The 22325-nt window shown below is 60.5% G+C and carries 17 protein-coding genes, 1 tRNA gene and 1 pseudogene; 13 read left to right on the plus strand and 6 right to left on the minus strand.

What is annotated here, in order from left to right; all coding sequences use genetic code 11:
* Positions 1-7: 7 nt before the first annotated feature.
* Together HMPREF3155_RS12080 and HMPREF3155_RS12085 are read right to left on the minus strand one after the other, a co-directional pair.
* Entirely contained in the window at positions 8-964 is a 957-nt protein-coding gene (locus tag HMPREF3155_RS12080; protein WP_070433436.1) for a DNA glycosylase AlkZ-like family protein, read from the minus strand.
* Positions 965-974: 10 nt separating this feature from the next.
* Positions 975-2522 carry a succinic semialdehyde dehydrogenase gene (locus tag HMPREF3155_RS12085; protein WP_070433437.1) on the minus strand — a complete coding sequence of 516 codons (1548 nt, stop codon included), beginning with the start codon at positions 2520-2522 and terminating at the stop codon, positions 975-977.
* 366 nt (positions 2523-2888) lie between these two features.
* Between HMPREF3155_RS12085 and HMPREF3155_RS12735 the strand changes: the two genes are divergently transcribed.
* From HMPREF3155_RS12735 to HMPREF3155_RS12115, 6 genes are all read left to right on the plus strand, one after another.
* The gene (locus HMPREF3155_RS12735; protein ID WP_256374635.1) at positions 2889-3305 is read left to right on the plus strand and encodes a D-arabinono-1,4-lactone oxidase; all 417 of its coding nucleotides are present in this window, start codon (positions 2889-2891) and stop codon (positions 3303-3305) included.
* Entirely contained in the window at positions 3229-4302 is a 1074-nt protein-coding gene (locus tag HMPREF3155_RS12095) for a GTP-binding protein (protein ID WP_070433439.1), read from the plus strand. Before HMPREF3155_RS12735 ends, HMPREF3155_RS12095 begins: the two co-directional genes overlap by 77 nt.
* Before the next feature lie 67 nt (positions 4303-4369).
* Complete coding sequence (locus HMPREF3155_RS12100; RefSeq protein WP_083281318.1) at positions 4370-5566, plus strand: MFS transporter; 1197 nt, start codon at positions 4370-4372, stop codon at positions 5564-5566.
* A gap of 158 nt (positions 5567-5724) precedes the next feature.
* Positions 5725-6399: a hypothetical protein gene (locus tag HMPREF3155_RS12105; protein WP_070433441.1), complete on the plus strand. Its 675-nt coding sequence runs from the start codon at positions 5725-5727 to the stop codon at positions 6397-6399.
* Positions 6399-6866 (plus strand): hypothetical protein, encoded by a 468-nt coding sequence (locus HMPREF3155_RS12110; protein WP_062035496.1) that lies wholly within the window; start codon positions 6399-6401, stop codon positions 6864-6866. Before HMPREF3155_RS12105 ends, HMPREF3155_RS12110 begins: the two co-directional genes overlap by 1 nt.
* 174 nt (positions 6867-7040) lie before the next feature.
* Positions 7041-7682: a pentapeptide repeat-containing protein gene (locus HMPREF3155_RS12115; RefSeq protein WP_062035495.1), complete on the plus strand. Its 642-nt coding sequence runs from the start codon at positions 7041-7043 to the stop codon at positions 7680-7682.
* A 119-nt stretch (positions 7683-7801) separates the two neighbouring features.
* Here the strand turns inward: HMPREF3155_RS12115 and HMPREF3155_RS12120 are convergent, their stop codons facing one another.
* Positions 7802-9169, minus strand: coding sequence for a dicarboxylate/amino acid:cation symporter (locus HMPREF3155_RS12120; protein ID WP_070433442.1), 1368 nt, complete (start codon positions 9167-9169; stop codon positions 7802-7804).
* A gap of 376 nt (positions 9170-9545) precedes the next feature.
* Here HMPREF3155_RS12120 and HMPREF3155_RS12125 point away from each other — a divergent pair, with 376 nt between their 5' ends.
* Positions 9546-9761, plus strand: coding sequence for a helix-turn-helix domain-containing protein (locus HMPREF3155_RS12125; RefSeq protein ID WP_070433443.1), 216 nt, complete (start codon positions 9546-9548; stop codon positions 9759-9761).
* 73 nt (positions 9762-9834) lie between these two features.
* Here the strand turns inward: HMPREF3155_RS12125 and HMPREF3155_RS12130 are convergent, their stop codons facing one another.
* Positions 9835-10908 (minus strand): lipoate-protein ligase small subunit, encoded by a 1074-nt coding sequence (locus tag HMPREF3155_RS12130; RefSeq protein ID WP_061921685.1) that lies wholly within the window; start codon positions 10906-10908, stop codon positions 9835-9837.
* A gap of 104 nt (positions 10909-11012) precedes the next feature.
* On the opposite strand from HMPREF3155_RS12130, the pseudogene fdnG reads away from it, so the two are divergent.
* The 3 genes and pseudogenes from fdnG (at position 11013) to nrfD (ending at position 16486) form a co-directional block, all read left to right on the plus strand.
* Positions 11013-14299: pseudogene (fdnG, locus tag HMPREF3155_RS12140) on the plus strand (formate dehydrogenase-N subunit alpha).
* Positions 14300-14312: 13 nt separating this feature from the next.
* The gene (locus HMPREF3155_RS12145) at positions 14313-15371 is read left to right on the plus strand and encodes a 4Fe-4S dicluster domain-containing protein (RefSeq protein ID WP_061921695.1); all 1059 of its coding nucleotides are present in this window, start codon (positions 14313-14315) and stop codon (positions 15369-15371) included.
* On the plus strand, positions 15368-16486 hold the full coding sequence (gene nrfD / locus HMPREF3155_RS12150) for an NrfD/PsrC family molybdoenzyme membrane anchor subunit (protein WP_061921698.1): 1119 nt from the start codon (positions 15368-15370) through the stop codon (positions 16484-16486). The genes HMPREF3155_RS12145 and nrfD overlap by 4 nt, the downstream gene beginning before the upstream one ends.
* On the opposite strand, the gene selD is transcribed toward nrfD, so the two are convergent.
* A complete protein-coding gene (gene selD / locus HMPREF3155_RS12155) occupies positions 16483-17472 on the minus strand; it encodes a selenide, water dikinase SelD (RefSeq protein WP_061921701.1) in 990 nt (329 codons plus the stop codon). The two genes, nrfD and selD, sit on opposite strands and share 4 nt — an antisense overlap.
* A gap of 118 nt (positions 17473-17590) precedes the next feature.
* Between selD and HMPREF3155_RS12160 the strand changes: the two genes are divergently transcribed.
* From HMPREF3155_RS12160 to selB, 3 genes are all read left to right on the plus strand, one after another.
* Positions 17591-17685: transfer RNA gene (locus tag HMPREF3155_RS12160), tRNA-Sec, on the plus strand.
* 46 nt (positions 17686-17731) lie between these two features.
* Positions 17732-19093 (plus strand): L-seryl-tRNA(Sec) selenium transferase, encoded by a 1362-nt coding sequence (gene selA / locus HMPREF3155_RS12165; RefSeq protein ID WP_070433444.1) that lies wholly within the window; start codon positions 17732-17734, stop codon positions 19091-19093.
* 3 nt (positions 19094-19096) lie between these two features.
* Positions 19097-20881, plus strand: coding sequence for a selenocysteine-specific translation elongation factor (gene selB, locus HMPREF3155_RS12170; RefSeq protein ID WP_070433445.1), 1785 nt, complete (start codon positions 19097-19099; stop codon positions 20879-20881).
* Here selB and HMPREF3155_RS12175 read toward each other — a convergent pair.
* On the minus strand, positions 20878-22296 hold the full coding sequence (locus HMPREF3155_RS12175) for a hypothetical protein (protein WP_061921710.1): 1419 nt from the start codon (positions 22294-22296) through the stop codon (positions 20878-20880). The genes selB and HMPREF3155_RS12175 overlap by 4 nt on opposite strands.
* Positions 22297-22325 lie beyond the last annotated feature (29 nt).

Genomic DNA, 22325 nt, shown 5'->3' on the forward strand with positions numbered 1-22325 from the left:
TTTGCAGCTAGCGCAGGCTGGCCACGCCGCGTCCGCCTTCCATTACCCACGGCCAACTCAGACCGTTCTTGGTGAGGACATTGACGCGGATCTCATCGGGGACAATCCAGTCCTTGTTGGCGTAGCCTAGCAAGTATTCGTCGAACGCAGGCAGCTCGAGTCGTAGTTCTAGGGCAGTACGGATGTCCTCCGCAGAAACATCTTCCTGCCAATTGGCCATCCAAAAGTCTTGGCCATCGTGGCGAGTGCGTCGAGTGTCTGCCGACTTCAAAGCTGTGGTGGCTTGAGTCTTGCTGAGCTTTGACCACGCTTGGAGGTCTTCTACCGAGACCGGACCATGACCTGAGATATACCGTTGACCAAGTTCGTGAAGGGGATGCGCGGGCTCGTGTTGGGCAACGGGAAGTGCATCAACGTGAAGAAAGGTTTCCTGGTTGCCGTCCTTGGGGCCTTGGACGAGGTCACCTGCACCGCCGAAGGCACGCAGTAAGTGGGAGCCGCGACCTTCTGTGGGATCCACGCCCGTCTCGGCGAAAAGCTCATAGACCTGCGCGCGGGTTAATGGTGTGGTGGCTGCGCTGTGGAGGGCCTCTGAGCACGCTTCAAACATCTCTTCGCTGAGCCCTAGACTGGGGCGCCGAGACTTCTGGCTTGCGGCGATGCGTGGATAGAGGAGACAGGACATCCAGCGGACGTCGGCAGCCGGCATGAAGTGCAACGTCCCTCGCTGGGGCCAGCAGCGCACCACGCAGTAGCTTTCTATCTCTTTCAGAACCTTGTCATCGTCACACCCGGCGCGCAGGGAAAGTGCACGAACACCAGCGTCGTAGGTCTGTCCCTGTAGAGCAAGGAGATGCTCAGCGACGTCCAGCGCCGAGGCGAGCGATGGCCGCGCGGCCGATGGCGCTAGCCCTTGGGCAATGAGCCGGCGCGCTAGGAGTTCATCACGGGATAGCTCGTGCATGGTTTCTCCTTTAAAGCCGGAAGGTCTTCATCAGCTGCATGCCCGTGGAAACGAGGGCACGGAAGCGCTCCGGTGAGATGTACTCCGACGGTGCCAAGGGATGCAGTCGCTGTTCAGCCACGGTGCGCTCGTTGGCCCATAGGCGCATGCCGGTAATGCCGTGTCGGTGGTTCAGTCCGGACTCCTTGACGCCGCCGCCAGGGGCCGCGATGGAGCCGTAAGCGGCGGCGAAGCCCTCGTTGATATTGACCATGCCGGCTTCCAGCTGGGAAGCGACCTTCCATGCGCGACGGGAGTTTCCGGACCACACCGATGCCGATAGGCCGTAGGTGGTGTCGTTGGCGAGCTGGATGGCTTCGGCATCAGAGCTGATCGGATAGACAGCGAGCACGGGGCCGAACGTCTCGGTGGCATAGAGGTCCATCTCTGGGTTCACACCGGTGAGCACGGTAGGTTCATAGAAGAAGGGCCCAAGATCTGGGCGGGCTTGTCCGCCATAAAGTACGGTGGCCCCTTTAGACACGGCGTCCTCCACGTGGGCGACGACTGTATCAAGCTGGCGCTGCGAGGTGAGTGAGCCGATAGTTGCGGCATCGGAGAAGGCCGCGCCCAGAACGTGCTCCTCCAGCGCGTTCTTGAGTTCGGCGAGGAACTCCTCGAAGATGCTCTCGTGTACATAGGCCCGTTCGGCGGACATGCACAGTTGGCCCGAGGACGAGAAGGCCGTGCGTACGGCGCCGCGAGCGGTGGGCTCAAGGGGAGCGTCGTCAAGCACCAGCATTGGATTCTTACCGCCGAGCTCCAACATTGTGGGGATGAGACGTCCGGCCGCCTGGGCAGCAATGGACTTGCCCACCTTGGTGGAACCGGTAAAGGAAAGACCGTCGACGAGGGGGACCAAGGCGTCGCCCACCTCCGCGCCGTTGCCCGGTACTAGCTGCCAAGCAGCCTCCGGAAGGCCGGCTTCAATCGCCAGCCGGCGGACCAAGATTGCCGTCAGCGTGGTCTGGGAATCAGGCTTGTGAACCACAGAGTTGCCAGCAGAAAGCGCCGCCAGAACGTCGCCCACGCCCAAGGAAAGCGGATAGTTCCACGGGGAGATGAGCCCCACGACGCCCAGTGGGTAGTGCTGGGTGCGCGTCTTGGTGAGCACCGGCAACGCGCCGGGATGACGCTCCGGACCAAAGGCCTTGCGTATGTTCACGCCATAAAAGCGCGCGCAGCTATAGAGGTCCATCACCTCGTCGTAGGCGTGCGAGCGGGACTTGCCGTTCTCAGCCTGAATGAGGTCGAGGATGAGCTCTTCATGTTTCCGGATTAGGTCGTGAAGCTTGAGCAGTATGCGCCTGCGATTGCCGTGGCCCACCCCGGCCCGTGCGGTGGTGACGGCAGCGGCGACGTCCTCAGGCGTGGCCGTGGGGAAGGAGAAAAGCTCTTCACCAGTAAACGGCATGAGTGCTGTGTGTTGAGCGCCGGAACCGCGCACGTCGCCTACCGGGTTGGTGGCCAGGAAATCAGAGACGCGCGGCGGGAGATGAGCACTAGTGAAGGTTTTCATGGAGTCTATAGTGCCAGAAACTGATTGTGATATGTATCGCAATAATAGTGCTGGTGTGAGCGGCATGACTTCATGGCAACGCTTTCAAAAATTCCGAGCCCGCAGCTCCGGGAAACTATCGCGCCACTCGTCAGGGCCGGCGAGGCGGCTGCCCCTCTTGGTGTCATTGACATTGCCGCTTTCGACTTCAACGCGGAACAAATGGTGACGCGTGCGGGTGGGCTTCCCATCTGCGTGGCGTCAAAGTCGGACCGCGGCGCTCACTCATCCGCACTCCCGCGAAGTCGACCACTGGCGGATGGACCTGAAGCGGTGCGAGAAATCCGACGTTTAATTGATGCACAGGGCTGACAGATTGCTTTCCCGCTGGAGCTACGCACCACGGCACCTGACGACGTCGCGCTGTCTACCGCCAACGGCCGCGAGTCGATGTACATCGCGTTCCATGTCCCGCGTTTCAAAAACCCATACGAATACTTGCCAAAGGTGGAGTCCATTCTGAAGGCCGCCGGCGGCCGCCCACACTGGGGCAAGATGAACACCTTGACACGGGCAGACTTCTCCGCGCTGTATCCGCGCTTCGACGAGTTCTGTGCCCTGTGTGAGGAACTGGACCCGCAGTGGCGCTTTGGTTCTGATTACATGCGGAGGGTTTTCGGTTGGAGCGTAGTTGTCTCCGTAAATGAAAATGATTATCATTTGCGGAATGACTACACCCGTGACTGTTCTTTCTGGATTCCTGGGCAGCGGCAAAACCACCGTGCTCAATCACCTGCTGGCTAACCGACAAGGCCGCAAGCTAGCCGTCATCGTCAACGACTTCTCCGAGGTCAATATCGACGCGGCGCTCGTTGCAGGGGAGGGCCACCTCGAACGCGGCGAAGATCGTTTCGTGGAGCTGTCCAACGGCTGCATCTGTTGCACCCTGCGTGAGGACCTCATCGACTCGGTTGCGCGCCTTGCAAGGTCAGGCAAATATGACCAGATCATCATTGAGTCGACCGGCATCTCCGAGCCGATGCCGGTTGCCGCCACTTTTGAGTGGGAATTCGAAGACGGCTTCAAGCTGCAGGACTACGCGAACATCGACACGATGGTCTCCCTCGTCGACGCTTCGACCTTCTTAGACCAGCTACGTCGCGGCCGCAGCCTTGTCTCACAGGGAATCGAAGCGACTCCGGAAGATGACCGGACCATCGCGGACCTTTTAGTGGACCAGGTTGAGTTCGCCGACCTTATCTTGATTACCAAGACCGATCTCGTCGACGCGGAGGAGACCGAGCGGGTCATCGCTACCGTCAAGGCTATGAACCGCCGCGCCAAGGTGGTGCCGGTGACCAACGGCGTCATCGCCACCGAGCTCATCCTCGATGCCGCCCTTTATAACCCCGCTACCGCCGCGACCTATCACGGCTATGCTGAGGAACTGGCCAATCCACACACACCGGAGACTGAGGAGTACGGGATTTCTTCCGTCGTCTTTCGCTCCGATAGGCCGTTCAATCGTGAGCGACTGCTCAAGGCGCTGCGCGCGAGTACCGGGCTGGTTCGCTCCAAGGGGTATTGCTGGATCGACACGGATCTGCGCGTTGCCCACGCCTGGCAGCAGGCAGGGCCAAACCTGCAGATTCAGCCGGCCTCACTGTGGGCCTCCAACGGAGTGACGCCGGGCTCTGAGGTCGTGCTCATCGGTGTGGAGTTCAACGCGGAGGAGACGCTGCGCAACTTCGAGGACGCAGTGCTTTCCGACGCCGAGGTAGCCGCTCTGCTGCCCAGCTAGTGCCATGCGCCGATTAAGGGTCTGATACCGTTTTAGGGTTGATTTTAACTCCATATGCGTCAAGAAGGTGTTTCCTACGTCCGCTGAGCAGAAACTCATCACCCCAACATTCGTCTTTGCATGGCTGGTTAATTTTGCCCAATTCATGGTCTTTTACCTGTTGGTGACGATCATGGCTTTGTATGCGGTGCAACAGTTTGGTGCATCAGACACAGCAGGCGGCTTTGCCTCCAGCTCCTTCGTGGTCGGTGCGACCATTGCGCGACTGTTCTCGGGATATCTGGTTGATGCGGCAGGACGTAAAAAGTCCCTCTTGGTCTCGTTGGTTCTCGTGACCGTGGCATGTGCCGCGTATTTTGTTGCGCACTCGTTGGCACTGCTTATCGTCGTGCGCATCATTCATGGCCTGGGTTATGCGGTGGCGTCGACTGCTGTCATGGCCGTGGCACAGTCCGTCATTCCTGACCATCGCCGTGCTGAGGGCACGGGCTACTTTGCCTTGGGAACTACCCTTGCCACCGCTTTTGGCCCGGCGGCAGGACTGGCTATCGTCGGTGCGAGTGGCTACAACACCATCTTCGTTGTGGTGCTCAGCCTCACGGTATGTGCCTTGGCTTTGACACTGGCACTCAAGATTCCTACGCACGAGCGCCCCAGCGTGACCTTTAGCCTGGCCAACATCGTCCACCCGGCGGTCGCGCCCTTTGGCTTCTTCATGCTTCTCATCGGCGTTGCTTATGCAGGCATCATCACGTACCTCAACGCTTATGCTGACGCGTCCGACCTGGCGACGGGCGCCAGCTTCTTCTTCATTGCCTATGCGATTGTCAGCCTCGCGATGCGCTTTGTCTTGGGCCGTGTCCAGGATCGCCACGGCGATAACGTCATCTTCTACGGTGCACTCGCTTCGTTCATGATTGGTCTCGTGGTGCTTGCTATCGCAGTAGCTGACTGGGAGGTCGTCATCGCGGGTGCTTTGGTTGGCTTGGGCTATGGCTCCATCATGCCGGCGGCGCAAGCGGTGGCCGTGCGCCTCGTGGCTCCGCACGAGATGGGCGCGGGTATTTCGACGCTCTTCTTACTCCTCGACATCGGAATCGGCTTTGGCCCCGTGGTCTTGGGCATGCTGATTTCTGCGCTGGGCTACTCCGCTATGTATTGGGTGCTTGCCGCAACCGTGGCCGTGGCGACGGTGCTGTACTACTTCGTGCATGGTCGGCGCGCATACGGCGAAACAGTGCACGTTACGGCTGCCACTGCTTAGCTCCTCGGTCTGCGGCTGGTGCAGCACAGCCATTTCTTAGCGCTTTGCGCAGCGTGAAACTTCAGTGCGGAAACTCCTGAGGCAAACGTCACAGTAGTTATTTACACTAGGCGGCACATGGTCAACGGCTTTGTAGTTATACGCGACAGGAGACTGCCATGAAAAAGCCCGATACTTTCAATTTTGCCCCGTTGGTCGGAGTGGCGCTAGCAAAGCCGCGTCCGCTCCAGCTCAAGATTCGCAGCCGCAAAAAGCTACCGCATCTGGAGGCGCATACCCTAGACATCGCGCCTTTCAGGGGAGCACAGTTGCAGATGACGATGAGAGAGCTCATCGACTTCGCTCCTGCCGAACATGGCATCATCATCGATGGCAAGAGCCTTTCCGCGCAAGAGGTGGATGAGCTGCGTCTCCAGGCCCGCACTCAACTCGAATCCGCGCGTCAGTGGGCCGAAGAAAAATACGGCGTTGCTCCTGCCACGCCTGTTAACAGCCAAGAGGAGCCTTACTACGGCACCATCGACGCCGACCTGCCAGAGTTCGTACTTCGTGCATGCGGCGAAATCTACGAGGTCAGTGGGGAACTGCCAGCAGGCAAGCGTGCCGAATTCTTGGATGCCCGCTATTGCAAAGACGATCCCCGTGGAGCGTGGCTCTCGCTGCACGGTAAGCCAGGACCTAACGGTTTTGTCCTCAGACCTAACTTTGCTTACCGCCCGGCATGGTCGGTACAACCTAGCCCGCAGCAGTGGGCGGCCGACATAGAGACTTTCCCGCGCACCGCGGAATGGATTCCCGATTGGCTCGTGATTCAACTCCAGGAGGCACAGTAATGACTTTCGTTGACACTATCGACTGGGCGAGCCATGACCCGGAAGCCGTATTTTTCGATGCATCGCGTGTCCGTGATACTGCCGAAAGAGTTGAGGCTCTCACGGCGATGCTTGAGTTCGGTTGGGCACCGCCAACCAAGCTGCTGCCGGAGCTGGCGGACAACCCAGAGCTCTGCGCGCAGGACGCCCTAGTCATCGAAAAGCTCATCGCTGCGGGCGCCGATCCCAACGCTGTCAATCGCTTTGGCGAAACCGTCTGGGTGCATTTGGTTCACTCTTTAGCGTCGGATGAGGAGCAGTGGCCGGTGTACCAAGCGTTGCTGACTGCTGAGCCGGACCTTCAGATCAGCGCACGAAGCCTGTTCAATCCACTGCTCAACAAGCGCCACTTTGGCCTCCTCGCCTTGTTGCGCCCTTATCTTCCTGCACAATCGATCAGCGTTCCAGTCGATCCCGCGACTTTGTGAGCCTGCAGCGTCGCTGCTGTCTTCGCGGCAGTTGCAGCCCTTCTCGTTCTTGTCTGGATGCTTGCCCGCACAATCGGGGCACGTTCGTGGATGCCGGAGTTGGTGCTGCGTAAGCTTGCACCTATAGAACGCAACGCGTAAATGAATAAAACACGACCAACAAGGAAGTAAGCAGTGACTCGCCGGATCGTCCAAGCGCCCCAACTATCTTCGTTGCACCTGGAAGTGCGGGAAGGCCTGGGACTGGACGCGAGGGGAGTGTTTGAAAACGAGTGGTTCTCCGGCGAGTTTGAGCGCAACCTTCAAGGGATGTCACTGACTGGGTGCATGGTTGCTGATTCCTCACTCGACGGAATCGACCTTTCCTCGTCCACTTTCACCGAGTGCGAGCTGACCGGCCTCGATGCGCCGGGATGGAGGATGGCGCGCACCGTGCTTCGCGACGTCGAGGTGGCTGATTCCCGCTTTGGCGCTGCAGACTTCGCCGAAGCGGACCTCTTTTCGGTGAAGTTCTGCGGGTGCAAGTTCGCCTGGACTAACCATTCTGGTGGAACATTGCGGGATGTCCTCTTTGAAGACTGCGTATTCGACGAAGTCGATTTGTCCCAGGTGCAGGCCCAACGCGTGGCCTTCCGGGGCTGCCGCGCGCGGACCCTGCGGGTGGATGCAGCGCGGATGAAAGACGTGGACTTCCGCGGCCTCGACTTCGACGCTATCTCTGGTGTGGGGTCCCTCAAAGGCGCGGTACTCACTAACGAACAGGCTATCCACCTGGCACCTGCCATGGCGGCCTTTCTTGGGGCGATCGTCGACTAGCACGCAGCCCACCGCCGACTGGCACCGACCGAGTCCGACCGGCATCGAGAGTAACCGAAGCAAAACGAAGAAGGCACCCCACTCAGTGAGGTGCCTTCCTGCGTTAATACTTAAGTTTCTTAGGCGTTGACGGATTCGCGCTCTTCGGACTCCATCAAGCCGGATACGCCGTGCTCGGCTGCGTCCCACACCTCTTGGTTCTGGATGTCGGCGCGCTTGGCGACGATGGTGGCGCACAGTGCCTGGCCGGTAACGTTCACGGCGGTGCGACCCATATCGATGATTGGCTCGATTGCCAGCAGCAGACCAACGCCGGCCAAAGGCAGGCCCAGGGTGGATAGGGTCAGGGTCAACATGACGGTTGCGCCCGTGGTGCCCGCGGTAGCAGCAGAGCCGATGACGGACACGAAGATGATGAGTAGGTACTGCGTCAACGTCAAGTCAATGTTGTAGAACTGAGCGATGAAGATGGCGGCGATAGCAGGGTAGACCGAAGCGCAGCCGTCCATCTTGGTGGTAGCGCCCAGCGGGATGGCGAAGGAAGCGTATTCGCGCGGAACGCCCATTGCCTGCTCAGTGTAGCGCTCGGTCACCGGCATCACGCCCATGGAGGAACGAGTGACAAAACCCAAGGAGAACACTGGCCAGACGCGCTTGTAAAAGCCCATGACCGGAATCTTGTTGAAGGCAAGAACTGCCGGGTAAACCACGCCGATGACGATTGCCAGGCCTACGTACATCGCGAGCACGAACTTGCCCAGGGAACCCAGTGCGTCCCAGCCGTAGGTGGCCACTGCCTTACCGATGAGGGCTGCGGTGCCAACCGGCGCCAAGCGGATGATCCACCACAGGACAACCTGGATGACCTTGAGGAAGGACTCGGTAAAGCGCAGGAATGGGTCGGCTGCTTTGCCGGCCTTCACGGCGGCAATGCCCAGCGCCAGGGAGATAACCAGCAGCTGAAGGGCTCCGAAGCCCAGGGAAACCTCGCCCTCGTCGAAGGAAGCCTTCATACCAATGAAGTTCGAGGGGATGAGCTGCTGCAGGAAGGCCGTCCACGAACCGACGTGGGACGGCTCCGCTGCGCTCGCTGCATCGACAGTGGTGCCAACGCCAGGGCGCAGCACGAGGGCAACGACGATGCCGCTGATGACGGAGAAGAAGGCGGTAATTGCGAACCACACCAAGGTGGAAATCGCGAGCGATGCGGCGTTGGCCACCTTGCGCAGGTTAGCCACGGAGGTAACAACGGCCGCGAAGATCAGCGGCGGGACCATCACCTTGAGCAGCTGGACATAAGCGCTGCCCACGCCGGTGAGGGTCTGGGTGAGCCAGGAGCCCTTCTCATCGTCGGCCGGCAGACCAGCGTCCATTTTGGAAGCGATAAATCCCAGGATCAGGCCGATGATGAGGCCCGCAATGACCTGGGCGCCGAAGCCGGTTACCCAGCTGGGCAGTTTCCGTGATTGCGTTTGTGGTTGAGACACGAAAATTCCTTTTACTACGAACTTGTGCGAGTTTGGCGTTGTAGACAACTTTGTATGTATTTGAACTGTCTAGTCCATCGATTATGGACTGATCGGTTCACTAATGACATCAACACTGTACGACGTTTATAAATTCCCGTGCAACTGTTGTGGCCTCGGACTCATGGTTGGGGCGCCCGGGGTACGCAAGGGCATTCCGTCGACCTTCGGGCCGCGTGGCGGTGTGGGTTATTTGAAAGGGAAATATCCTTCCGAAAACTTGCCGGGATGAAGAGAATGTCGGGGGAAATGGATAAATCGGAAAAATGCTTCCTGTTTTGTGATTTCGAGGCTATTCTAGAGTTTGAAAAGCGTAAAAGGGAAGGATATTTCCGGCATGAATCGCATCGATGGCTGGTTGACTGAGCTCGGGACCGCACTGCGGGAAAACCGAAAGTCGTATCAATTGACTCAGGAAGAATTGGGCGAGTTGGTGGGAGTGAGCGACAGAACGGTCCGAGATGTCGAGCTGGGGACCGGAAAAGCGAGCTTTTCCACCGTGTTAGAACTGCTCAGCGCAGTGGGGCTGCGTGTTGAGGTTGTGACCGCATGACGGCTAATGCCGCTGAGCGGGAACTGCGATTTCGCCGGGCTGCTTTTGAACTCTGAGAAGAGCCGCGAAAGAATTACGGAATTCGCTTCGTCCACTCCTCGGTGGAGTACTTCTCGGAAACGAGGCGCTCGGCCTCGGCAAGGGTCGCGTCGGAAAGCACGGCGTCCTTGGCGCCGTAGCGAGTGGCGAACTCACGGGCCATCGTTTCGATGATCTCTTCGCGCTTTACGCCAGTCTGGCGGCGCAGCGGGTCCACGCGCTTTTTGGCGGAGGAAAGTCCCTTCGAGGAGACCTTCACCTTGCCGATGCGCAGGACTTCCATCATCTTGTCTGCATCGATGTCGTAGCTCATCGTGGTGTGGTGAAGAACGGCGCCCGCGCGGCGTTTCTGTGCGGCACCGCCGATCTTTCCGCCGTCGGAGGTGATGTCGTTGATGGGAACGTACCAGGCATTGACGCCGTGCTTAGCTAGCGCGGCCAACACCCACTGGTCCAAATAGGCATAGGAAGCCTCGTAGGAGTACCCGGCAACCAGGGACTCAGGCGCATAGATGGAATAGGTAATGCAGTTGCCGCCTTCCATGAACATTGCGCCGCCGCCCGACATGCGACGCACCGGAGTGATGCCGTGCTTGTCGACGCCTGCTTGGTCCAACTCGTTGGCATAGGACTGGTAGGAGCCGAACACGACCGCTTTGTCGTCCCACTCCCAGAAACGCAGCGTCGGACCACGTTTGCCCTCAGCCACCTCGTTGAGGATGACCTCGTCGAGCGCCACGTTCACTGGGGTAGGCAGCACTCCCGGCTGGAGGATCTCCCATTGGTGGTCCGTGAAGTCGGTGCCGCCTGAGAGCGCACGCTTAACAGCTACGGCCAAGTCGTGCGTGGAAAAGCCGTGGAGGGCCACAGGGTGCTCCGCCTCAATCTTGGCGAGTGCGGCATCGAGCCGCGCGGTGATCTCTTGCGTGGAATCAGAAACCTTGGAGCCCTCCAGCGTAGGGCCGAGAGCCTCGAAGGCCTCTTCCGGCTCAAGGAAGAAATCGCCCGAGACCTGCGCGGAGGAGATAGTTCCGTCGGTGACCTCGATGTCTACGACAAGGAGCTTGCCGCCTGGGACTTTGAGTTCGAAATGCGTTGGGTTAGCCATACCTTGGTCAACGCTGTAGGGCGGCCGATTGTTCCAGAACTGAAGGCCCTAAGTTAGGCACGCCTTTCTAGATTTAGGCAATGGGTCACACTACTTTTGACTGTATGTCGAAATTTAGTCCTCTCAACTGGCCCGTTGTGCGCCAGGTGCGTTCTAAAGACGCCTTCGGCAGGGATCTCAGCACCCAGTCGAAGAAGAGCAAAGAGCTCCACGGACGGACCGTTGAAGCGGACCGCGTCGTGCAGTCTGTCTGTCCTTATTGTGCGGTGGGCTGTGCGCAGCGCGTTTATGTCAAGGACAACAGAGTCATTCAGGTTGAAGGCGATCCAGATTCTCCGATCTCGCGCGGTCGCCTTTGCCCGAAGGGCTCTGCCTCTGAGCAGCTTATTAACTCTGCTTCGCGTCTGACCAAGATCAAGTACCGTGCGCCTTACTCCACCGAGTGGGAGTACCTGGATACCGAAACCGCCATGGACATGATTGCGGATCGCTATATCGCATCCCGCAAGGCCCATTGGCAAGACGTTGACGATGAAGGCCGCACTCTCAACCGCACCATGGGTATCGCCGGTCTGGGCGGTGCAACCTTGGACAACGAAGAGAACTACCTGATTAAGAAGCTGTTTACCGCCACCGGCGCGATTCAGGTCGAAAATCAGGCTCGTATTTGACACTCTGCCACCGTTCCCAGTTTGGGAACTTCGTTTGGCCGCGGCGGCGCAACCCAACCGCTGCAGGATATGGCAAATGCGGACTGCATTGTCATTGAGGGTTCTAACATGGCTGAATGCCACCCAGTGGGCTTCCAGTGGGTAGTTGAGGCCAAGAAGCGCGGCGCGCGCATCATCCACGTGGATCCGCGCTATACCCGTACTTCGGCTTTCGCGAACCGCCACATCGGCATTCGCGGTGGTACTGACGTGGTGCTGCTTGGCGCCATCATCAAGTACATGCTCGACAACGAGCTTTATTTTCACGACTACGTGGTCTCGTACACCAACGCTTCCTCGATCATTTCGCCTGATTACCAGGACACCGAGGACTTGGATGGTCTTTTCTCTGGCTATGACCCAGAAACGGGCAAGTACGTTACCGACTCGTGGCAGTACGTGCGCAAGCCGGAAGGCTCCTCGTGGAACGTGGAGAAGGACGAGACTCTGCAGCACCCGAATTCGGTGTTCCAGATTTTAAAGCGTCACTACTCCCGTTACACCCCGGAGATGGTGGAGGAGACCTGCGGTATCTCGCAGGAGGACTTCTTCTATCTGGCTAATTCCATCGCGGATAACTCCAAGCCGGATCGCACCACCTGCTTTGCCTATGCCTTGGGCTTTACCCAGCACACGCTGGGCGCTCAGTTCATCCGTACCGCTGCTATCTTGCAGCTGCTGATGGGCAACGTCGGCCGCCCAGGCTCCGGCATCATGGCGCTGCGTGGCCACGCTTCCATCCAGGGCTCCACGGATATCCCGACGCTGTTTAACTCGCTGCCGGGCTACCTGCCGATGCCCCACGTTAACCTGCAGAGCTGGAAGGATTACGTCAATACCTTCCGCAAGGAAGATCAGAAGGGCTTCTGGCAGATCGGCGAAAACTATGCCGTATCGCTCATGAAGTCTTATTGGGGCGATGCCGCTACGGCGGAAAACGAGTGGGGTTATAACCTCATGCCGCGCATTTCTGGTGCGCACTCGACGTATGAGACCTTGATGGCCATGCTCGAGCATGAGGTTGAGGGCTACATCGTCTTCGGTCAAAACCCAGCGGTGGCACAGTCCAACGGCGGTATGCAGCGCCGTGGTCTGGCTGCGCTGAAGTGGCTGGTCGTTCGTGACTTCCAAGAAATTGAGACCGCCAGCTTCTGGAAGGACTCGCCGGAGATTAAAAACGGTGAATTGAAGACCGAGGAAATCGGTACCGAGGTCTTCCTCATGCCGGCAGCTACCCACGTGGAAAAGGCCGGCACCTTCACCCAGACCCAGCGCATGCTGCAGTGGCGTTTCCAGGCGGTCACCCCGCCGGGTGAGGCCACCAGTGACCTGTGGTTCTTCTACCAGCTGGGTAAGAAGATCAAGGAGCGCTTGGCCGACTCCACCGATCCGCGCGATCTTCCGGTTCAGAAGATCACCTGGGATTACACCGAAAACGAGGAAGGTGAGCCAGACTCCGAGGAGATCCTCAAGGAGATCAACGGTTACTACCTCGATGGTCCTAAGAAGGGCGAGCTACTGCCGACCTTCGTGGAGATGAAGAACGACGGCTCCACCTCCGGCGGCTGCTGGATTTACACAGGCGTGTTCAAGGACGGCATCAACCATGCCGCCAAGAAGGTACCGGGATCTGAACAAAACGAGGTCGCCCTCGAGTGGGGCTGGGTCTGGCCTGCAAACCGCCGCATCCTCTATAACCGTGCTTCCGCACGCCCAGACGGAAAACCATGGTCTGAGCGCAAGAAGTACATCTGGTGGGATGCTGCCAAGGAGGCATGGGTTGGCGACGACGTCCCAGACTTCCCAGTCAACAAGGCGCCGGATTACCGTGCGCCTATCGACGCCGTCGGCCCTGCCGCGCTCGACGGTGACGATCCATTCATCATGCAGGCGGACGGCGCGGCTGGCTCTTCGCGCCGAAGGGACTATCGGATGGCCCGCTGCCAACGCACTATGAGCCGCATGAGTCCCCAGCGCACAACCTGCTCTACAAGCAGCAGCAATCGCCGACGCGTCTTACCATTAAGCGTCCAGATAACCTGTCGCGCCCAGAACCGGGCGAGCCAGGAGCCGAGGTCTTTCCGTTCGTGTTCTCCACCTACCGCCTGACCGAGATGTATACCTCGGGTGCGATGTCGCGCCGCCTGCCTTACCTGGCGGAGCTGCAGCCGGGCCTGTTCTGTGAGGTCTCGAAGGAGCTTGCAGAACTGCGCGGGCTGGAAAATGGCGAATGGGCAACCATCGTTTCACCGCGTGGCGTGATCGAGGCGCAGGTCTTGGTCACCGGCCGCGTGCAGAAGCTGACGATTAACGGCGAGGATTTCCACCAGATCGGTTTGCCGTATCACTACGGCGAGTCTGAAACCACGGACGTGGCTGGCGACGGCGCGAATGACCTGCTCGGTCTCACGCTTGAGCCGAACGTGTGGATTCAGAACTCCAAGATTGGTGCCTGCGATATCCGCCCGGGCCGTCGTCCACGCGGACATGCCCGCATCGAGTTGCTCAAGGAGTACCAGGACAAGGCTCACCTTGACCTGGAGTCCGGTAACCAGCTTGTCGACGTCGACGATGCTTTCACGCTGAATCCCGAAGACAAGGGTGCTAATTCCAAGGACGAAAACACCGGCGCTGATGACACCGCCGGCAACGTAGCCGACTACGAAGGCAAAGAAGGGTAGGTGAGTAGAGCTCATGGCTAATTTGCTTACTGAAAAAGCCGATCAGCACGGCTACGAGTCCTATAACCGCATGGCCTTCTTTACGGACACCTCGATCTGTATTGGCTGCAAAGCCTGCGAGGTGGCCTGTAAGGAATGGAACCGCAACCCGGTTGAGGGATATGCGGTAACCGGTGACTCTTACGACAACACCGGCTCATTGGGCGCTAATACCTGGCGCCACGTGGCCTTCATCGAACAAGGTCAAGAGCGCATCGAGCAGGCACGTGAGGAAGGCCGTCAGTTGGTCTCCCTCGGCATGCCCGGTTTCGGGTCGCAGCTAGAAAAGGTCGATACCACGCCGCCGGACACCGGTGACTTCCGTTGGCTCATGTCCTCTGACGTGTGCAAGCACTGCACCAACGCGGGCTGCTTGGACGTGTGCCCAACGGGCGCGCTCTTCCGCTCCGAGTTCGGCACGGTGGTTGTGCAGGATGACGTGTGTAACGGTTGCGGTACTTGCGTTGCCGGCTGTCCGTTCGGCGTCATTGAGCGCCGCGATGACGGCGGTGTGACGCTGAAGACTGATAAGACGGCTACCGTCGATTTTCAGCCCGATGACCACGCTGGCATTAATGTGTTCAAGAAGCTGGCGCAGCTGAAACCACAGGGCGAGGACCACACGCCGGGTGAGAAAATGCCGATTAAGAATCTCGGCGTCGCTCAGAAGTGCACCATGTGTTACGACCGCCTTAAGATCGGCGAGCAGCCAGCCTGCGCCAAGACATGTCCGACTGACTCCATTCAGTTCGGCCCGTATGAGGAGATGCTGGCCGCAGCCGAGGCGCGCGTCAAAGCTCTGCACGAGCAGGGCCTGACCGAGGCACGCCTGTACGGCGCCAACCGCGAGGACGGCGTCGGCGGAACTGGGTCCATCTTCCTGTTGCTGGATTCCCCGGAGGTCTATGGCCTGCCGCCAGACCCACGCGTGCCCACTGCGGACCTGCCGCAGATGTACAAGACCGCAGCTAAAGCTATCGGCGGCATGGCCTTGGCCGTCGCTGGCGCATTCGTGATGGGAGGCCGCAAGTGAGTGAATTCGACGAGTACCGCCCGCCGCAACCAGCGCGCGCTAACCGCTACCGCAAGTTCGACGGCATCAAGCCAAAGAAGAAGCGTAAGCGTCCTGGCGCCGGTGCGCAGGACGGTTCCAAGGAAGAGCGCATGGCGGAGGACTTCGAGTTCTCCTCCTACTACGGCAAGCCCGTGGTCAAGGCTCCGCCATGGGAGTGGCCGATTGGCGCTTACCTGTTCCTAGGCGGCCTGTCCGGCGGCTCCGCTTTGCTGGCCGCCGGCGCATCTGCCACGAAGAATGAGCCCTTGGCGCGCAGCACCCGCATTGCTGCATTTACTGCCGCCGCTGGTGGCTCAGTCTTCTTGGTCCTTGACCTTGGCCGCCCTGAGCGCCTGCTGAACATGTTTCGTGTGTTCAAGGTGACCTCGCCGATGAGCGTGGGTTCGTGGATTCTGGGCACCTTTGCCACGGCCTCCTCCTTGCCGGCTTTGCATGAGGCGGACAAGCTGACCAAGCAGAAGCTGCCTGTGCCAAAGTTCGTGCGCAAGGCTCTTGGTGCCGCTGCCGGTCCGGCCGGCGTGGCGGCAGGTATCTTGGGTGGGCCGCTGGCGGGATATACCGCGGTGCTTTTGGGCAATACCTCGAACCCGACGTGGAATGACGCCAAGCAGCATCTGCCTTATGTGTTCGTTTCCTCGGCCTCTGCCGCTGCCTCCGGCTGCGCCATGGTCTTTACTCCGGTCGAAAGCGCCGGCCCGGCCCGCGCTCTGGGTATGGCTGCCGCTGCCAGCGACCTCGTCATGACCAAGGTCATGGAGGAAAACATGGAGCCTGAGACCGTCGCGCCTTTGCACAACGGCACCCCAGGCAAGTTGATGAAGGCCAGCGAGTACCTCATCGCCGCGGGTGGCATGGGCACCGCACTGGCCGCGGCCACCAAGTCACGTGCGCTTTCGGTGGTCTCCGGCCTCTCGCTCATGGCTGGTTCCGCCTGCACCCGCTTCGGTGTGCTCAACGGCGGCATCGAAGCGGTCAAGGACCCAGCCACGACCATCGCACCTCAAAAACGCCGGGCTGAACGTGCCCGCGCGCAGGAAGGGCTGCGTCATTCGGTGATTACTTCAGTAGCTTAAGTAAGCCGAATAAAAGGCCCGCCGTCGTGCGCGACGGTGCGGCCGATAACTGGGTAGCCCGGTACCTCGCCGATGAGCAGTAGGCCGCCGGAGGTCTGGGCGTCGGCGAGGAAGACGAGCTCTTCTTCGCTAAGCTCCGCGGCATTGTCGATGTGCGGGAGTACCCAATCCAGGTTGCGGCGGGAGCCGCCTGGAATAAAGCCCTCAGCAAGAGCTTCTTTGGCGCCTTCTACGGCCGGAACCGAGCTGGCGTCGAGCTCAGCGGCGATGCCGGAGGCGCGCATCATCTTGTAGAGGTGGCCCAACAAGCCGAAGCCGGTGACGTCGGTAGCTGCAGAAATGCCAGCCTCAACTGCTGCACGGGAGGCCTCGCGGTTGAGCGTGGTCATTGAGTCCACGGCTGCTTTGGAAACCTCACCAGTGGCCTTGTGCTTGTTGTTCAAGATGCCTACGCCGATGGGTTTGGTCAGTGTGATGGGAAGGCCCGCCTCCGCAGTGTCGTTGCGCATCAGCTTCTCCGGCGCCACGATGCCCGTGGCCGCCATGCCGTAGATTGGCTCTGGCGAGGTAATTGAGTGGCCACCGGTCACGGAGATGCCAGCTTGCGTCGCGACATCCATTCCGCCGTGCAAGACCTCGCGCAGAACGTCGAGGGGGAGTACCTCACGCGGCCAACCCACCAGGTTGATGGCGGTGACTGGGGTGCCACCCATGGCGTAGACGTCAGAAAGCGCGTTCGCTGCCGCCACTCGGCCCCAGTCATAAGGGTCGTTGAGCATCGGGGTGAAAAAGTCCGCGGTGGAAATTACCGCTAGGCCATCTTGAATCTTGACAGCCGCGGCATCGTCGCCGTCATCGAGGCCCACCAAGACGTTCGGATCGGCCTTGCCCACGAGGCCTTCGACGGCCGATTCCAACTCGCCCGGCGGGATTTTGCAGGCGCATCCGCCGCCTGCTGCAAAAGATGTCAACAAAATGTCGTTCATTATCCCGAGTGTACAACCGCTGGCAACACGCTGGGACAATAGTGCTTTTGCGGATGAGCGCGGGCGCGGTGCTGGGCAGGGTGCTGGCTGAATTGGCCTAAGTGTAAACTCTTGCGATGGAGGCGTACGTGTCCTGGTGGGCGCCCCGGTCTTCAAAACCGGTGAGGCCGAGTAGCTCGGTCTGGCAGGTTCGATTCCTGTCCGTCTCCGCCAGCGTATCTGGCCCCCGTGGCATCTCCCCGCAACCCAAGGAACGTTTGTGACAAGCAAGAGCGATTCGCAGCGGCAGGACGAGCGCCGCAACATCCCCCGTACCGATCAACTTTTGGCGCTGCCGGAGGCCCAAGCCGCGCGCGAGAAGCTCGCGGAACATGCAGTGCGGGCTGTTATCCGGGGCGTCGTCAAGCAGGCGCAAAGGGGAGTCATCGCGCCAGCGGATGTCACCGCCAAGGTCCGGGATGCTCTAAACAACGCAAGCCCGTATAGCCTGCGCCCGGTGCTCAACGCCACCGGGGTTATCGTGCACACGAACTTGGGCCGCGCGCCGCTTCCGGAGGTTGCCATCGCTGCGCTTGCCGATGCCGCCGCCTACACCGACGTCGAGCTCGATCTTCCGGCCGGCGTGCGTTCTAAGGATCGCGGCCGCGGCGCCATCAATGCGCTGCTCGCAGCCTGCCCGGGCGCGGAAGATGCGCTCGTGGTCAACAACGGAGCTGCAGCGTTGTTGCTGGCCACCGCCGCTCTTGCCCCCGGCAAGGAAGTCATCATCTCCCGCGGCGAACTCATCGAGATCGGCGCCGGATTTCGGCTGCCGGAACTCATCGAATCCTCCGGCACGGCGCTCAAAGAGATTGGCGCCACCAACCGCACCCACCTCGCTGACTACGAGGCTGCGCTGGGTAACAACACCGGCGCGGTGCTCAAGGTACATCCTTCCAATTTTCGCATCGAGGGCTTTACCACCGCCGTGGATGTGCCGCAGCTGCGTGGGGTGCTGCAGAAGCACAATAAGTCTCGCGGAGAGGGCGCGGGGCAGGTCAGCCTCATCGTCGATCTGGGCTCCGGGCTGTTGGTGCCGGACCCGACCCTGCCCGAGGAACCGAGCCTTAAGGAGCAGCTGGATGCCGACGCGGACGTGGTCATCGCCTCTGGCGACAAGCTGCTCGGTGGGCCGCAGGCCGGCATCATCTTGGGCACCAAGAAGGCCATTGCTTTGTTGAAGAAGCACCCGCTCGCGCGTGCGGTGCGTATCGATAAGCTGCGACTAAATGCCCTGGAAGCAGCGCTGAATGCGCCGGCGAATGCAGTCGAGGAGGCCCTGCATATTGATTCCGCCGAGTACCGCCGCCGCACCGAAGAGGTGGCGCAGGCGGTAGGCGGCGAGGTGGTTGCACACGCCGGACGTGTTGGCGGTGGTGGGGCACCTGAGTACCCGCTCGAAGGCTTTGCCGTGGCTTTGCCGGAAGAACTCGCCGCTCTTCTGCGCGTTGGGCAGTCGGCCGTGCTGCCGCGCGTACACCAGGGGCAGTGTCTTATCGATGTCCGCTGCATCCCTGCCTCCCAAGACGCCGCGCTCATCGCGGCCATCCGCAAAGCCCAAAAGCTACAGTCTGAGGAGTAAAAGATGTACGTCGTCGCCACCGCCGGCCACGTGGACCATGGAAAGTCCACGCTCGCGCGGGCACTTACGGGCATGGACCCGGATCGCTGGGAAGAGGAAAAGCGCCGCGGGCTCACCATCGACTTGGGCTTCGTGTGGACGCACCTGCCCTCGGGCGCCGATGTTGCCTTTGTTGATGTCCCAGGCCATGAGCGATTCTTGGGCAATATGCTGGCTGGCCTGGGGCCTGCGCCGGTGGTGCTTTTCGTTGTCGCCGCCGATGAAGGCTGGCAGGCTCAGTCCACCGATCACCGCGATGCCATCGCCGCGCTGGGAATTAGCCACGGCGTCGTGGCGCTGACCCGCGCCGACCGTGCGGATGATCAGCGTCGTCGGGATGTGCGCGCGGAGGTAGGCAGGCAGCTCGCGGGCACCGCGCTTGCCGACGCCGCCATCATCGAGGTCTCCGCTAAGACCGGGGAGGGCATCGAGAAGCTGCGCGCTGAGCTCGACACCGTGCTGGCCGCCGCGCCTGCTCCAGATGCCGAGCAGCGCGTTCGCCTGTGGGTAGATCGCTCCTTCAGCGTGAAGGGCGCGGGCACCGTGGTCACCGGAACACTTGGGGCAGGCAGCATTGCCGTGGGCGATCGACTTGATCTGCTCAGCGGCGGGGAGCTGGTCCCAGTCGAGGTACGCGGCCTGCACAGTGAAAATACGGCGGTTGTCTCAGCCCAGCCAGTCACCCGCGTTGCGGTAAACCTGCGCGGCGTGGAGGCAGAGGCGATTAGCCGCGGCGATAGCCTGCTCAGCCCAAGCACATGGCGGGTCACGCAAGAATTCGACGTGCGCCGGGTCTCTGGCGAAAGCTTGGATGGCATTGCCCAGGAGCTCATCGCCCATACCGGCACGGCGGGCGTGGAAGCACGCGTGCGACCTCTCAGCGGCGACTTCGCGCGCATTCGACTCAGCGCCCCGCTGGCTCTTGGGCTGGGGGATCGCTTCGTGCTGCGCGGGCCCGGCGCTCGCCATGTGTTGGCCGGCGTGGAAATTGTTGACCTTGTCCCGCCCGCGCTGCGCCGGCGGGGAGCTGCAGCCCGCCGCGCGGAAGAACTCGCGCAGCTGGAAGACTACCGCAATCCGGCGCAAAGCCTGCGCCACCGCGGTTACGCGTTGCTCAGCGAGTTAGAACAGGATGGCTATGAGACCTCCGCGCCGCCTGCCGGAGTGATTGCCTTTAACAAGTGGTGGATCACCGCCGGCCAGGTGGGAAAGTGGAAGCAGGCGCTTAATGATGCGGTACAGGAACACATGGCGGCTAAGCCGCTGTCTGTCGGCCTGCCGCGCGGTGCCGCCCGTGATGTATTGGGTGTCGAAGAAGATAGCCTGCTCAACCTAGCTGTCGCCGCGGCGAAGCTGGAGTCCGCCGAAGGCGTTATTCGGCTGCCCGGCGCTGCGGTTAACTTGGGCGAGGCAGAAGCAAGCGTTGCCGAGCTGGAACGCCGGCTAAAGAGAGAGCCCTTCGCCGCGCCGGAGGCCGCGGACCTACGCGAGCTTGGTCTGGGAAACAAGGAGCTTGCCGCAGCTGAGCGCGCCGGGAGACTGCTGCGCCTAAAGGACGGCGTGGTGTTGCTGCCCGCGGCAGTCGCGGAGGCGAGAACCCGCCTGCAAGGAATCGAGCAGCCCTTTAGCACCTCGCAGGCGCGTCAGGCGCTTTGCACCACGCGCCGGGTTGCCATCCCGCTGCTAGAGCAACTGGATGCGAAGGGGATTACCCGACGCCTCGATGGCAGTCTGCGCGAGCTTGCTTAGTCGTAGTAGGCGTAAACGCCGGTGGCCGGGATGGTCTCGCCGGCCTCGCCGAAGTTGGCGAATAGGGTGGAGCCAGCAAAGAAGAGGTTCTGGGTATCGAAGAGCGGCACGGCCTTCGGGTTCTTTTCCTCGACCTCCAAGGTCTCCAGGTTGAGCTTGTAGCGCTCGGTGGATTCCTCGGTCTTGCCGGTAGACAAGTAGAGCGACTGGCCGTCGGAGATGGCAGAAATACCCTTCTCCTTGTAATCCTCGGTCTCGAAAGGCTCAGTCATCTCCTCGTTGGAGACTTCCCCCATCTGCTCGCCGCTGGCCAGATCGATGACCTTGATGCCGGCATCCTTATCCAGCAGCGTTAGGTGATTGCGCACGATGGTGCCCGTCGGGCTGGAGACGTGGGCGGGTTCCCCGGGGTCGTCGAGTGGGAAGGCATCGCCAAGCATGCGCGGGCCCTGCTGCTTGTCGTAGACAAAGGTCGGGCGCGCTGCGTTGTCGGAGATTCCCACTAGGAAGTCGTTGTTGTGCAGCAAGGTATAGCCCTTGGCCTCGGGCGGCAGCTCGACGTTGTCGAAGCCCGGGGAACCCGCATCCACCAAGACGGTTTCCTCGCCGCTTAGGGCATCGACAGCAACGAGCTGATATCCGGCCTCGCTGTTGCGTTCGGCGATATAAACATAGGAATCCTGAATGCGGAATTCCTCCAGGCGGCGCTGCGAGGTATTCGCCGGCGGCTCTGGCTGATTGATGGTCTTTGAGGTGGCATCAGCAAGCGAGAGGGTGAAGATTTGTGGGGCTTTGTCCTCCGGCACATCGTTTAGGGAAAAGACCAGCTTTTCGCCCACCTGGGTGATGGCGAAATCACTCATCTTCTTCCCGGCAAATTCGTGCGGCAGCTCGAAAGGTTGGGTGACCAGGGGAGCGCCGTTACCGCCGTTGAAGATGTAGAGCATCGGGCCCGTGACTTCGTTCTTGTCCTGCTTATACGGCACTGTCGCCACGGTGGCAAAGGCATTGGCGCCTTCGAATTTGATGGGTGCGCACATGCCATCCCAGGACTTCATGTCGGCATCGTCGAGGCCGTAGTCCACCTCGATTTCGTGGTCCTCCAAAGTCTTGGCCTCGGCAACAGCTTGGAAGGTATCGCCTTTGAAATCCCGGCATTGCTCCATCGCTCCCGATGCGATGGATGCGCCGTGGGCGGTGGGCAGTCCGTACTTTTCGCTGCCGAGTCCTGCGGCGACCTCTGCTGGGACCATCTCCGACATCGGGCGGGCAATCGGCTCTTTCGGCTTTTTCTGGTGCAAGCCTTGGATGATGCGCGGGTTGGCGGACTCGCCCTCGCCGCAGGCAGCCAAAAAGAGGCTGCCAGCCAGCACGGTCGCGCCGATGCGCAGCAAGCGCCGGTTGTGGGAAAGCATTGTTAAGTCCTTTCGGTGGGAAAGCTGCA

The organism is Corynebacterium sp. HMSC06D04 (genome assembly GCF_001807315.1).
Taxonomy (GTDB): Bacteria; Actinomycetota; Actinomycetes; order Mycobacteriales; family Mycobacteriaceae; genus Corynebacterium; species Corynebacterium simulans.